Annotated in this window: 10 protein-coding genes; 7 read left to right on the top strand and 3 right to left on the bottom strand. The window is 61.4% G+C overall.

Translation table 11 applies throughout. The annotated features are described in order from the left end of the window. Positions 1–66 precede the first annotated feature (66 nt). The 3 genes from BTN82_RS03960 to BTN82_RS03950 form a co-directional block, all read right to left on the bottom strand. Positions 67–1,794 (bottom strand): ABC transporter ATP-binding protein/permease, encoded by a 1,728-nt coding sequence (locus BTN82_RS03960; RefSeq protein ID WP_075118124.1) that lies wholly within the window; start codon positions 1,792–1,794, stop codon positions 67–69. Between the two features lie 97 nt (positions 1,795–1,891). After that, positions 1,892–2,452: a response regulator transcription factor gene (locus BTN82_RS03955; RefSeq protein ID WP_009042166.1), complete on the bottom strand. Its 561-nt coding sequence runs from the start codon at positions 2,450–2,452 to the stop codon at positions 1,892–1,894. Next, complete coding sequence (locus tag BTN82_RS03950) at positions 2,445–3,707, bottom strand: ATP-binding protein (RefSeq protein ID WP_075117864.1); 1,263 nt, start codon at positions 3,705–3,707, stop codon at positions 2,445–2,447. The genes BTN82_RS03955 and BTN82_RS03950 overlap by 8 nt, the downstream gene beginning before the upstream one ends. Before the next feature lie 310 nt (positions 3,708–4,017). On the opposite strand from BTN82_RS03950, the gene BTN82_RS03945 reads away from it, so the two are divergent. The 7 genes from BTN82_RS03945 (at position 4,018) to BTN82_RS03910 (ending at position 14,171) form a co-directional block, all read left to right on the top strand. Next, positions 4,018–4,734: an SIMPL domain-containing protein gene (locus tag BTN82_RS03945; RefSeq protein ID WP_075117863.1), complete on the top strand. Its 717-nt coding sequence runs from the start codon at positions 4,018–4,020 to the stop codon at positions 4,732–4,734. Between the two features lie 207 nt (positions 4,735–4,941). Then, positions 4,942–5,505: a cupin domain-containing protein gene (locus BTN82_RS03940; RefSeq protein WP_075117862.1), complete on the top strand. Its 564-nt coding sequence runs from the start codon at positions 4,942–4,944 to the stop codon at positions 5,503–5,505. Positions 5,506–6,285: 780 nt separating this feature from the next. Next, positions 6,286–7,911: an ABC transporter substrate-binding protein gene (locus BTN82_RS03930; RefSeq protein WP_075117861.1), complete on the top strand. Its 1,626-nt coding sequence runs from the start codon at positions 6,286–6,288 to the stop codon at positions 7,909–7,911. A gap of 306 nt (positions 7,912–8,217) precedes the next feature. Next, complete coding sequence (locus BTN82_RS03925) at positions 8,218–9,819, top strand: ABC transporter substrate-binding protein (RefSeq protein WP_075117860.1); 1,602 nt, start codon at positions 8,218–8,220, stop codon at positions 9,817–9,819. 172 nt (positions 9,820–9,991) lie between these two features. Next, positions 9,992–11,413: an OprD family porin gene (locus BTN82_RS03920; protein WP_075117859.1), complete on the top strand. Its 1,422-nt coding sequence runs from the start codon at positions 9,992–9,994 to the stop codon at positions 11,411–11,413. Positions 11,414–11,491: 78 nt separating this feature from the next. After that, the gene (locus BTN82_RS03915) at positions 11,492–13,087 is read left to right on the top strand and encodes an ABC transporter substrate-binding protein (RefSeq protein ID WP_075117858.1); all 1,596 of its coding nucleotides are present in this window, start codon (positions 11,492–11,494) and stop codon (positions 13,085–13,087) included. A 73-nt stretch (positions 13,088–13,160) separates the two neighbouring features. Beyond that, entirely contained in the window at positions 13,161–14,171 is a 1,011-nt protein-coding gene (locus tag BTN82_RS03910; RefSeq protein ID WP_075117857.1) for an ABC transporter permease subunit, read from the top strand. The last annotated feature ends 5 nt before the right edge of the window (positions 14,172–14,176 follow it).

Genomic DNA, 14,176 nt, shown 5'->3' with positions numbered 1-14,176 from the left:
GTGAAGATCTTTCTCCGAAAACTGATGGCGCATCATAGCTCAGCCAAGTTGTACGATCACTGTTGACTACGCCGTCACCGCCTGGTCGACCAGATGCCCGTGCTCGATACGGATGTGCCGCAGGTGGAAACGCTTGAGGCTGCTGCGGTGCCCGACACTGACTATGCTCAGGCCCGGAAGCTGGTCGATCAGCGCTTGGTAGAGGCTCGCTTCGTCCTCTTCGTCCATGGCCGAGGTGGCCTCATCCATGTACAGCCATTGCGGCGCAAAAAGCAGCGCCCGGGCAAAGGCCAAGCGTTGTTGCTCGCCCGGAGACAACATGCGCTGCCAGTGATTGCTCTCGTCCAGGCGCGCCACCAGATGGGGCAGGCGGCAGGTTTCCAGCACCTGTGCATACCGCTCTTGCGAGTAAGTGTCGCCCGCCTGTGGATAACTCAAGGCTTCGCGCAGGCTGCCAATCGGCAGGTAAGGCTTCTGCGGCAGGAACAGGTAACGCTCGTTAGGCATGCGGATACTGCCGTGACCGGCAGGCCAGAGCCGCCCCATCGCCCGCAGCAGGGTACTTTTGCCGCTGCCGGAGCGGCCGCTGAGCATCAGGCGCTCGCCAGGGACCACCGTCATCTCGGCGCCGGCCAGCAAGTGCCGGCCATCCGCCAGGTCCAGCCCAAGGTCATGCACCTGCAGGGTTTCACCCTCGCTTTGCACGTCGATGGCCGGTGGGCGTTCTTCGTTTTCGCCCATGGCCTGGCGGAAACTCAGCAGGCGGTCGCAAGTGGCGCGCCATGCCGCGAGATCGGAATACGCGGAGATGAACCAGCTGAAGTTCTCCTGGACGTTGCCGAACGCCGAGTTGATCTGCATCAGCTCGCCCAGCTCGATCTTGCCCGACAGGTAGCGCGGGGCCGCGACGATAAACGGAAAGATGATCGCGATCTGGCCGTATCCCGAGGTAAAGAAGGTCAGGCGCTTGGACACTTTCATGATGTCCCAGAAGTTGTGCCAGACCATGCCGAAACGCGCGCTCAAGCGCTTGTTCTCATTCGGCTCGCCGTTGTACAGGGCAATGCTCTCGGCGTTCTCGCGCACCCGGACCATGGAGAAACGCAGGTCGGCCTCGAAACGTTGCTGGTTGTTGTTCAGGCCGATCAGGCGCCGGCCGATCAGGTGCGTCAGCCAGCTGCCGACGGCCGCATACACCAGCGCGCACCAGAACATGTAGCCGGGAATGCTGTAGCCGAAGACTTCGATGCTGCCCGACACGCCCCACAGGATGATCGAGAACGACACCAGGCTGACGATGGTACGCAGCAGGCCCAGGGCGAGCCCCAGGGTATTGGTGGTGAAGCTGTTGAGGTCTTCGGAAATCCGCTGGTCCGGGTTATCGGTGTAGCCGCCCTGCTCCAGCTGGTAGTAATTCTTGTGGCCCAGCCAGCGGGCAAAGTGTTTCTCCGTGAGCCAGGCGCGCCAGCGGATGGTCAGCATCTGGGTCAGGTAGAGCCGATAGACCGCGGCCAGGATGGCCACCGCGGCAATCCCGCAGAAATACAGGATCAGTTGCCAGAACGCCGCTTCGTCCTTCTTCTGCAAGGCGTTGTAGAAATCCTTGTACCAACTGTTGATCCACACCGAGATCGCCACGCTGAACAGCGTCAGGGCGATCACCGCGATCAACAGCGACCAGGCCTTGCCCCTCTCCTCGCTGCGCCAATAGGGCGTGGTCATTTCCCAGACCCGACGGAAAAACTGCCCGCGCACAGTATCGTTGACCGCGGAATATTCAGCGTTCTGATTCATCATCAAGGCTCGATTGGGATGGGGACAAGCATCGAGCCGATCATAGTGGATCGGCTCGTTTTTTCACGCGTCCCGAGGACATTCGTTCAGTCGCGGTTCAGCGACGGACCGGGCGCTTCTGCAGCTTGCGCTGCAACGTTCGACGGTGCATGCCCAGGGCCCGGGCAGTGGCGGAGATGTTGCCTTCATGTTCGGTCAGGACCCGCTGGATATGCTCCCATTGCAGGCGGTCCACCGACATCGGGTTTTCCGGCACCAGGGTGTCGAGGTCGGCATGCTCGGAGAGCAACGCGGCCAGCACGTCGTCGGCGTCGGCCGGTTTGCACAGGTAGTTGCAGGCGCCGCGCTTGATCGCCTCGACCGCGGTGGCAATGCTCGAATAGCCGGTGAGGATCACCACGCGCATTTCCGGATCGAGTTCGAGCAGCTTGGGCAGCAGCACCAGGCCAGAGTCGCCGTCCATCTTCAGGTCCAGCGCGGCGAAGTCCGGCAGGTCCTGCTGGGCCAGGGCCAGGCCTTCTTCCGCGGAACCCGCGGTGCTGACCCGAAAGCCGCGACGGCTCATGGCTCGCGCCATCACTCGGGTGAAGGTGGCGTCATCATCCACCAGCAGCAAATGCGGCAGTTCTTCGCCTTCGACTTGGATTTCTTCACTCATGTTGGTCTCCTCGGGCGCCGTGGGGCAGACGCAGCTCGGTGAGCGTGCCGCCTTCCTCATGGCTGTAGAGTTTCACTGAGCCGCCGGCGCGTGTCACGCTGGCTTTGCTCAAAAACAGGCCCAGGCCGAAACCTTTGCCCTTGGTGGTAAAAAATGGTTTGCCGATCTGCTCGGCGATGGCCAGCGGCACACCGGCGCCGTGGTCGCGAATACTGATGGTCAGGGTCTCGGCGTCCCAGTCCAGCTGCACTTCCAGCCCTTCCGGGCAGGCGTCGGCGGCATTGTTCAGCAGGTTCAGCAGAGCCTGGGTCAAGTCCGGTGGCGGTGCCAGCCGCGGCATCGGACCATGGCCCAGCAGTTGGAAGCGGTAGCTGGCTTCGGGGCGCATCAGGTGCCAGCGGTTCAGCGCTTCGTCCAGCCAGACGGTGACATCCTGCATTTCCACCGCCAGCCGGCGATTGGCTTCGGCGGCGCGCACCAGTTGCTGCAAGGTTTCCTTGCACAGTTTGACCTGATCCTGAAGCACGCTCAGGTCGTCCTGCAACAGCGGGTCGAGGTGGTCCTGGCGCATTTCCTTGAGCAGCACGCTCATGGTCGCCAGCGGCGTCCCCAGTTCGTGGGCGGCCCCCGCGGCCTGGGTCGCGACCGCCAGCAACTGCTGGTCGCGCAGGCCTTCTTCGCGGCGGATCGCCCGCAGTTCTTCCTGGCGCCGCAGCTCCTCGGCCATCCTCGCGGCAAAGAAGGTGATCACCGCCGCGGCCAAGGCGAAACTCAGCCACATCCCATAGATCTGCAGGTTTTCCCGGGCGATGGGGAACGTCTGCAACGGGTAGAACTGCGCCAGCAGCAGGGTGTACATGGTCAGCGCGATGCCGGACAGAACCACCGAGTAGCGCCACGGCAACGTCACCGCGGCGATGGTCAGCGGCACCAGGTAATAAGAGACGAAGGGGTTGGTCGAACCGCCGGAGAAATACAGCAAGGCACTGTGGATAAACAGGTCGCAGGCCAACTGCACGGCATATTCCAGCTCGGTGACCGGCCACGAGGTGCGCAGGCGAATGGCGGTGAAGGTGCAGAGAATCAGCGACAGGCCCAGGGTCACCCACAGCTGCAACCAGGGCAGCGGCAACAGCTCGAACCAGTAGGCAAGCCCCACCGAACCGGCCTGCGCGGCCAGAACCAGGGTGCGGATAAAAGTCAGACGCCAGAGGTTCTGGCGCGTGGCGGAAAGCAGTTGTACGGGGGCGAGCATGAGCTCTCCTGATGAGCGCTCCAGGCGGATCGCGACGAGTATAACCAAGCAGCGGCCCAGACAGGCAAAACTGCGGCAAACCGCCACAGGTTTTCTGTTGCCCCGCAGGCCGCTATCGCGAGCAAGCTCACTCCTGCAGCGATAACGGGGTTTCTGCGCAGCGAGGCTCCTCCGCGATAGAGCGCAAACGCTCGCCATAGCAGATGTATAGAAGTTGTTAACGGACCGAACCAGACAATAAAGGCTAGAGTCTGATGGTTTCACGCAGGCCGGGAACCCGATACCTGCGGACCGTACTCAAGGAGTTTTCATGCATACATTCAGTCGCAGCGCCGCCCTTCTCGCCCTCAGCGTCGGCACCCTCGCCAGCCTGCCGGCCCTGGCCGCCGATGAGCTTCATTACAACCAGATCTCCCTGCGTGCCGAAGTCAGCCAGGAAGTGGCCCGCGACCTGATGATCGTCACCCTCTACAGCGAGTCGCAAAACGCCGACCCGGCCAAGCTCGCCGCGGAAATCACCGCCACCATGAACAAGGCCCTGGGCCAGGCACGCCAGGTCAAGGACATCACCTTGCGCCAGGGCAGCCGCAACAGCTATCCGATCTACGACACCAAGGGCCAGAAAATCACCGGCTGGCGCGAACGCGCCGAGCTGCGCCTGGAGAGTTCGGACTTCGCCGCCCTGTCCAAGCTGACCGGCGAACTGCTGACCGACCTGAAAATGGGCGGCATGGATTTCGCCATCGCCGACACCACCCGCAAGGCCAGCGAAGACAAACTGCTCAAGGAAGCGGTCGACGCCTTCAAGGCACGCGCGCAACTGACCACCGAGGCGCTGGGCGGCAAGGGCTACAAGATCGTCAACCTGAACCTCAACAGCAACGGTTACCCGCAGCCGTACCTGCGTGGCGGAATGATGATGAAAGCCGCCGCCATGGATGCCGCACCGGTCACCCCGGAAGTCGAAGCCGGCACCAGCCAGGTCAGCATGAGCGCCGACGGCTCGATCGAAGTGCTGATGCAGTAACGTTTTCCCTCTCGCCCCAAACGGCGGTAGCCTCCAGCACAAATGAGGCTACCGCGCTTTTGGCAACCAACCATTTCGGGAACTCGCCTTGGGGAGTGAGTTCGACCCTGTCGGTGATGGCCAACGTTACGCACCTCGGTATTGCGCCTATCAGACGTCATTGACGTCCACCGGGTATACTGCGCCTTTCCTATAAGAGTCTCTCCAATGACCGCAGATCGCATCGGCGAACGCCTGCGCCGCTATCGTCGCGCCGCCAAGAAAACCCTGCGCCAGATTGCCAGCGAATCCGGCCTGACCGCGAGTTTCCTGTCCCAAGCCGAACGCAATCTTACCGGCGTCTCGATCTCCTCCCTGGTCAGCATTGCCAAGTCCCTGAACGTTCCGCTGAACGCCCTGTTCGACCAGCCGCCCCAGGCACAACCCGACTCCCACGACGGCAAGCGGGTGCGCTACACCATCGAAGGCCAGCCCCTGGCCTACGAGCGGCTGTCCAGTTCCTTTCCCGGCAACCTGATCAACGCGGTGAAGATGAACATACCGGTGGGCTACCAGTCGGAACTGATCTCCCACGATGGCGCCGAGTTTGCCTACGTGCTTTCGGGGCAGATCGTCTACACCATCGAGGGGCGCCAGTATCCCCTCGGACCCGGCGACTCGGTGCACTTCGACTCCACCAAACCGCACTACCTGGCTAATGCCAGCAACGGCCCGGCAGAAGTATTGGCCGTCACGACCATGGGCCTGTTCGACGACCATTCGGCGGCCTGAATCCGGCCGAGCGACCTCACAGACACCTCGTGCGCAAGAGAAATGTTAACCATGCTTAATTTTCGTTGACCACGATTTCAGCATGACTTAATTTCGGCATCGGCGAATCGTCAACCAACCCTACAACCAGCGATCGCCGTCGCCGCACAGGGTCCATGGGGCTGTATCCACTCCCCGTAGAAGGCGAGCTGCCCCGGCCCACAAGGCCAATCCTCAGATACGCCCTAGAAAAATAAAAAATGAGGTTTGCATGCGTAAGACCTTTCCGCTTCAGGTTTGGCAGACAGCGGAGCTGACCCTCGGCATCCCACTGTCATGCGCCACCCGCAGCCTCTACAGTGACAACCTCACTGCGAGCCACAACATCCGATGGGCTGTTCACTCGCCATCGCCTGCAAGATCCCGGGCATCCGTTCTCCACGGCCTCCCCAGCAAGCCGCCCTGCTACTTCATCCGGTCAACCCATTTGCGCCTGGCAGGCGAAGCCAGGCGGCTCGACCAGAAACCGATCGACGCCCGCCCCTGCGATGCACCAACCGGAGGCACAACTCCCCTTGGCCGCCCCGCAAGAAGGCAACCGATGCACCAGAAAAAACCAGCGCATACGGTCAAAAGCGTCAATATTTATACAAATGCGTCATCCATGTACGTTCGTTCCACTCCTTGATACTTGTGACAGCCCCGCATCTTGCATTGGGTATGGGGCCTGCATAAGTATCGGCGGGTCGACTCATAAGGTCGCCCTCTACACCAAAAATGACAACAAATCATGAGGCAACCATGTTCAAACAAGCAGTCATTCCGCTTTTAGTCAGCGCCGGCTTACTCGCCAGCGCACCGTTCGCCCAAGCGGCGACTAACCTGGTGTTCTGCTCCGAAGGGAGCCCGGCCGGTTTCGACCCAGGCCAGTACACCACCGGAACCGACTTCGACGCCTCGGCCGAAACCATGTTCAACCGCCTCAGCCAGTTCGAGCGTGGCGGCACCGCCGTCGTTCCTGGCCTGGCGACCAGCTGGGACATTTCCGACGACGGCCTGACCTACACCTTCCATCTGCGCGATGGGGTGAAGTTCCATACCACGCCGTACTTCAAGCCAACTCGTAACTTCAACGCCGACGACGTGCTCTTCACGTTCAACCGCATGCTCGACAAGGACATGCCGTTCCGCAAGGCGTACCCCACCGAATTCCCTTACTTCACCGACATGGGGATGGACACCAACATCACCAAGGTCGAGAAAGTCGACGACAAGACCGTCAAGTTCACCCTGAAGACCGTCGACGCCGCGTTCATCCAGAACCTGGCGATGAGCTTCGCCTCCATTCAGTCCGCCGAGTACGCCGACCAGCTGCTCAAGGAAGGCAAGCCGGGCGAGATCAACCAGAAGCCGATCGGCACGGGTCCGTTCGTGTTCAAGAGCTACCAGAAAGACTCCAACATCCGCTACACCGGCAACAAGGATTACTGGAAGCCTGAAGACGTGAAGATCGACAACCTGATCTTCGCCATCACCACCGACCCGTCGGTGCGTATCCAGAAGCTGAAAAAGAACGAATGCCAGGTCACCCTGTTCCCGCGTCCGGCCGACCTCAAGGCCCTGGGCGAAGACAAGGACCTCAAGCTGCCGCAACAGGCCGGCTTCAACCTCGGCTATATCGCCTACAACGTCATGCCTGTGCTCAAGGGCCGCACCGACGCCAACCCGCTGGCCGACCTCAAGGTCCGTCAGGCGCTGGACATGGCGGTGAACAAGCAGCAGATCATCGACTCGGTGTACCAGGGCGCGGGCCAGCTGGCGGTCAACGCCATGCCGCCGACCCAGTGGTCCTACGACACCACCATCAAGGATGCCAAGTACGATCCCGAGAAAGCCAAGGCGCTGCTCAAGGAAGCCGGCGTCAAGGAAGGCACCCAGATCACCCTGTGGGCCATGCCCGTGCAGCGTCCGTACAACCCGAACGCCAAGCTGATGGCTGAAATGCTGCAATCGGACTGGTCGAAAATCGGCCTGAAGATCAACATCGTCAGCTACGAATGGGGCGAGTACATCAAGCGCTCCAAAGGCGGCGAGAACCAGGCGATGATCATCGGCTGGAGCGGCGACAACGGTGACCCCGACAACTGGCTCGGCACCCTGTTCGGCTGCGACGCCATGAACGGCAACAACTTCTCCAAATGGTGCGACAAGCCGTACGACGCACTGATCAAGCAAGCCAAGGCCACCCCGGACGTGGCTAAACGCACCGAGCTGTACAAGCAGGCGCAACACCTCCTCAAAGACCAGGTCCCGATGACACCGATCGCGCACTCGACGGTGTTCCAACCTATGCGCGCCAACGTCCAGGATTTCAAGATCAGCCCCTTTGGCCTGAACTCCTTCTACGGCGTCAGCATCAGCAAATAAGGGTGCGCCAGGGCGACGTCGGTTGACGTCGCCCTGGCCTCGCCTGCCAAGACTGCAGATTCCCAACGCCTTGCCCTTTTACTGCGCCCCATCGCGGTGAGTACGGGCATTTCGGAAGATCCCTACATGTCTTTCAGGCTCTTATGCATTTACTACCCCTGCGTCGACCCCTACCGTTGACGCATGGAGCGGTGCCTGCATTACCCGACATTGGCTGCAAGCGAAGACTTGGGATCGATGACCGCGACCGCCTCCGGATGGGGCGATGGCTCATCGATCAAAACAATAAGAAGGAGAGGGATCGTCATGCGTCATTCCCTGGTTTTATCCGCCCTGCTGGGCACCGGTCTGTTGACCACGACCTGCGCCGCCCTGGCGGCCGGCAACAGCCTGGTGTTCTGCTCCGAGGGCAGCCCGGCCGGCTTCGACACGGCGCAATACACCACCGCCACCGACAACGACGCGGCGGAGCCGTTGTACAACCGCCTGGCCGAGTTCGAGAAGGGCGCGACCAATGTGGTGCCGGGCCTGGCCACCCGCTGGGACATCTCCGCGGACGGCCTGCAATACACCTTCCATCTGCGCGAAGGGGTGAAGTTCCACACCACGCCGTACTTCAAGCCCAGCCGCGACTTCAACGCCGACGACGTTCTCTTCACCTTCAACCGCATGCTCGATCCCGAGCAGCCCTTTCGCAAGGCCTACCCCACCGAGTTTCCCTACTTCAACGGGATGAGCCTGAACAAGAACATCGCCAAGGTCGAGAAGACCGGGCCGCTGACCGTGGTGATGACCCTGAACGCGGTGGACGCCGCGTTCATCCAGAACATCGCCATGAGCTTCGCCGCGATTCTCTCCGCCGAATATGCCGAGCAACTGCTCAAGGCCGGCAAGCCCAGCGAGATCAACCAGAAGCCGATCGGCACCGGGCCGTTCGTGTTCAAGAGCTACCAGAAAGACTCCAACATCCGTTACGTCGCCAACAAGCATTACTGGGACCCGAGCCGGGTCAAGCTCAACCAGCTGATCTTCGCCATCAATACCGACGCCTCGGTCCGCGTGCAGAAACTCAAGGCCGGCGAATGCCAGGTCACCCTGCACCCACGGCCGGCCGATGTCGAAGCACTGAAAAAAGACCCCAAGCTGCAACTGATCGAAAAGCCAGGTTTCAACCTCGGCTACATCGCCTACAACGTTCGCCACAAACCCTTCGACCAGCTCGAAGTGCGCCAGGCGCTGGACATGGCGGTGAACAAGCAGGGCATCCTCAACGCCGTGTACCAGGGCGCCGGCCAGCTGGCGGTCAACGCCATGCCGCCGACCCAGTGGTCCTACGACACCAGCATCAAGGACGCCGCCTACAACCCGGAAAAGGCCCGTGAGCTGCTCAAGGCCGCCGGGGTCAAGGAAGGCACGGAAATCACCCTGTGGGCCATGCCCGTGCAGCGCCCCTACAACCCCAACGCCAAGCTGATGGCCGAGATGCTGCAGTCCGACTGGGGCAAGATCGGCCTGAAAGTGAAGATCGTCAGCTACGAATGGGGCGAGTACATCAAGCGCACCAAGAACGGCGAGCACGACATCAGCCTGATCGGCTGGACCGGCGACAACGGTGACCCGGACAACTGGCTCGGCACCCTGTACAGCTGCGACGCCATCGGCGGCAACAACTACTCCATGTGGTGCGACCCGCAGTACGACAAGCTGATCAAGCAGGCCAAGATCGTCACCGATCGCGAGCAGCGCACGCAGCTCTACCAACAGGCCCAGCAGTTGCTCAAGCAGCAGGTGCCGATCACCCCGGTCGCCCACTCGACGGTCAACCAGCCGTTGAGCGCCAAAGTCGAGGGATTCAAGGTCAGCCCCTTCGGTCGCAACGTTTTCTCGGGCGTCAGTATCGACCAATAAATGATTAGCCAGGCCGCTGGGGGCGAAGTTCGCCCCCACGCAAACGTGTTGCCTGAATTCGGCGATCCGGCCTCCAGCAAACGTTTGCAATGCCTTGAATGAGTTGTAAACCCATAGCCGGTCAACCCAAAAAGACCGGCATAAAAAAAAAGAAACTAAAGGAGCTTCACCCATGAAACTGAGCAGCACCGCCCTACTGGCCCTGGCAATCAGCAGCATCACCGCTGCGGCTCACGCCGAAAGCGTCAGCCAGGAATTCGTTCCGACCACCCTGGCCGGTTCCAATGCGCAAAGCGAGGCCAAGGGCTTCATCGACGGTCAAAGTCTTGGGGGCACAACCCGTAACTGGTACGCCAACGAACTGAAACGTCGCGACGACACCTTCAGCTACAAGAAAAACAGTGTCAAAGACGACCCCAAGGCTCCTCGCACCCCGACGCCACGCCGCATCAACTGGGTCCAGGGCACCATCGTCAACTACACCTCGGGCTTCACCCAGGGCACCGTCGGTGTCAGCACCGAAGTCGCGGCCTACAACGCCATCGTCCTGGATCGCGACCGCAAGGACATCGCCGGCGGTTCCAACCGGACCCTGGCCGACTCCAGCGGCGATCCGGTAGACCAGTGGAGCAAGCTGGGCCTGGCCAACGTCAAGTTCCGCGTCTCCAACACCACCCTGACCGCCGGCCGCCAGAACTTCAGCACGCCGATCGTCGACGTCATCGGCAACCGTGCCCTGCCTTCGAGCTTCGAAGGCGTGAGCCTGCACAGTGAAGAGTTCAACAACCTGTCGTTCGACCTGGCCGGTTTCGATCGCGTGTCGCCGCGTACCGAGCAGAGCCTGTCGAAATTCCGCACCGAGTACTCCGCCACTGGCGTGGAAACCGACAAGGTCTACACCGCCGGCGTGAACTACCAGCCGTTCAAGAGCCTGAAGACCAGCCTGTATGGCGCCAACGTCGAAGACTTCTGGAACCAGTACTACTTCGGCGCCACCCACGAGCTGGGCGACAGCCAGGTACTGAGCCTGACCACCGGCCTGAACTACTACAAGACCGTCGACGAAGGTAAGAAGTTGATGGGCGAGATCGACAACGACACCTACTCGCTGTCGCTGGGCCTGGCCCACCAGGCCCATAGCCTGACCTTCTCCTACCAGCAAGTGAACGGCAACGAGTACTTCGACTACCTGCACGAAACCAACGGCATCTACCTGGCCAACTCCCTGCTGTCGGACTTCAACGGCCCGAACGAGAAGTCCTTCCAGATCGCCTACGGCATCAACATGGCCGAATACGGCGTGCCAGGCCTGAAGTTCAATATCTACCAGGCTCGCGGCTGGGGCATCGACGGCACCCACTACCGCGGCACCGCCTACACCGATCCGGGCGCCAAGCGCGGCGACCTGAGCCTGATGGACGGCGAAACCCACTACGAATACGGCATTGGCGCGTCCTACGCGGTCCAGAGCGGCCCACTCAAGGCCACTGCTATCCGTGCGACCTACACCACGCACCGGGCCAGCGAACACCAGGCCGACGGCAACATCAACGAGTTCCGCCTGGTCACCACCATCCCGTTCAACATTCTCTAACGCGCCAGCCGAATGGCGAATTCATGACGAATTCGCCATTCCAGCTACTCTGGTTCAACCGATTGCAGAGGGTTCTAGATGAAAATGATTTCCCTGAGAGCAGCCATCGCTGCCGCAGTGCTGAGCATCGCCGCTGGCGCCTCGGCCAAACCCTTGGTGGTCTGTACCGAAGCCAGCCCGGAAGGCTTCGATATGGTCCAGTACACGACTGCAGTCACTGCCGACGCGGTGGCGGAAACCATCTTCAACCGCCTGGTGGACTTCAAGCCCGGCACCACGGACATCGAGCCGGCCCTGGCCGAGTCCTGGGAGATCAGCCCCGATGGCCTGACCTACACCTTCCACCTGCGCCAAGGCGTCAAGTTCCACAGCACCGATTACTTCAAGCCGACCCGCGAGATGAACGCCGACGACGTGGTCTGGAGCTTCCAGCGCCAGCTGGACCCGAAACACCCGTGGCATGACAAATCCAGCGTGGGCTTCCCCTATTTCGAGAGCATGGGCTTCAAGGAGCTGCTCAAAAGCGTCGAGAAGACCGACGACCACACCGTGGTCTTCACCCTGACCCGCCGCGAAGCACCATTCCTGGCCGACATCGCCATGGCCTTCTCCTCGGTCTTCCCGGCCGAATACGCCGACCAGTTGCTCAAGGCCGGCAAGACCGGCGACCTGAACAACAAGCCGATCGGCACCGGCCCGTTCGTCTTCCAGCGTTACGCCAAGGACGCCCAGGTACGCTTCAAGGCCAACCCGGACTACTTCCGTGGCAAGCCGCCGGCGGACGCGCTGATCCTGGCGATCACCACCGACAACAACGTGCGCCTGCAGAAGCTCAAGGCCAACGAATGCCAGGTGGCCCTGTATCCGAAACCGGATGACATCCCGAGCATCAAGGCCGACGCCAACCTGAAAGTCGACGACCTGGCCGCCATGACCGTGGGCTACATCGCGCTCAATACCAGCAAGAAATACATGAGCGACCCGCGGGTACGCCACGCCATCAATATCGCCTTCGACAAGGAAGCCTACGTCAACAGCCTGTATGGCAAGGGCAATGCGGTGGTCGGCACCGGCCCCTATCCGCCGACCCTGTTGGGCTTCAACAGCACGTTGAGCAACCCGGCTCGCGACCTGGACAAGGCCCGCGGCCTGCTCAAGGAAGCCGGTGTGCCAGAAGGCACGGTGTTTACCCTGTTCACCCGCAACGGCGGCGGCCCGACCAACCCCAACCCGCTGCTCGGCGCCCAGATGATGCAGGCCGACCTGGCCAAGATCGGCCTCAAGGTCGATATCCGTGTCATGGAATGGGGCGAGATGCTCAAGCGCGCCAAAAACGGCGAACACGACATGGTGTCGGCCGGCTGGGCGGGGGATAACGGGGACCCGGACAACTTCCTGACCCCCAACCTCAGTTGCGAGGCCGCCAAAAACGGCGAAAACTACGCACGCTGGTGCAACAAGGAGTTTCAAGACCTGATCGATCAGGCCCGGGCCGAGGCCGATCCGGCCAAACGGACCGCTCTCTACGAACAGGCCCAGGACATTTTCGACAAGGAACAACCGTGGATTCCCATGGCCTATCCGAAAATGTTCACCGCGATGCGCAAGAACGTCGAGGGTTACCACCAGAGCCCCCTGACCACCAACAACTTCGCTACCACCCAGGTGAAGTAGATAAGAAACGCCCGGCATTCCTGACCCCAGGGATGCCGGACACGCCTAACCGGCTGATGAGGTACACCAGAAGATGTTTAGTTTTATTGCCCGCCGTGTGGGGTTACTGATCCCCACATTCTTCGGCATCACCTTGCTGACGTTCGCATTGATTCGCATGATTCCCGGCGATCCCGTGGAAGTCATGATGGGCGAACGCCGGGTCGACCCCGAGATGCATGCCCAGGCAATGGAACGCCTTGGTCTGAACAAACCGCTGTACGCCCAGTACCTGGACTACATCGGCAAGCTCGCCCACGGCGATCTGGGCGAGTCGCTGCGCACTCGCGAGAGTGTCTGGACCGAGTTCACGTCCCTGTTTCCCGCGACCCTGGAACTGTCCATGGCCGCCCTGTTGTTCGCCGGCGTCATCGGCCTGCTGGCCGGGGTGATCGCCGCCTTGAAGCGAGGATCGCTGTTCGACCACGGGGTGATGGGTATTTCCCTGGCCGGTTACTCGATGCCGATCTTCTGGTGGGGCCTGATCCTGATCATGTTCTTCTCCGTGAGCCTGGGCTGGACCCCGGTTTCCGGACGGCTCGACCTGCTCTACGACATCGAGCCGAAAACCGGCTTCATGCTCATCGACACCCTGCTGGCCGATGACACCGGCGCCTTCTTCGACGCCCTGCACCACCTGATCCTCCCGGCCATCGTGCTTGGCACCATTCCGCTGGCGGTGATCGCGCGGATGACCCGCTCCTCGATGCTCGAAGTGCTGCGCGAAGACTACATCCGCACCGCCAAGGCCAAGGGCCTGTCGCCGGCGCGCGTGGTATTCGTCCACGGCCTGCGCAACGCGCTGATCCCGGTACTCACCGTGGTCGGCCTGCAAGTCGGCACCCTGCTGGCCGGCGCGGTCCTGACCGAAACCATCTTCTCCTGGCCCGGCATCGGCAAATGGCTGATCGAAGCCATCGGTGCCCGGGACTACCCCGTGGTGCAGAACGGCATCCTGTTGATCGCCTGCCTGGTGATCCTGGTCAACTTCGTGGTGGACATCCTCTACGGCTTCGCCAACCCACGCATCCGCCATCAGCGCTGAGGACC

This window comes from Pseudomonas chlororaphis (assembly GCF_001921865.1).
Taxonomy (GTDB): domain Bacteria; phylum Pseudomonadota; class Gammaproteobacteria; order Pseudomonadales; family Pseudomonadaceae; genus Aquipseudomonas; species Aquipseudomonas chlororaphis_D.
This window is presented reverse-complemented; position numbering and strand designations above follow the sequence as displayed.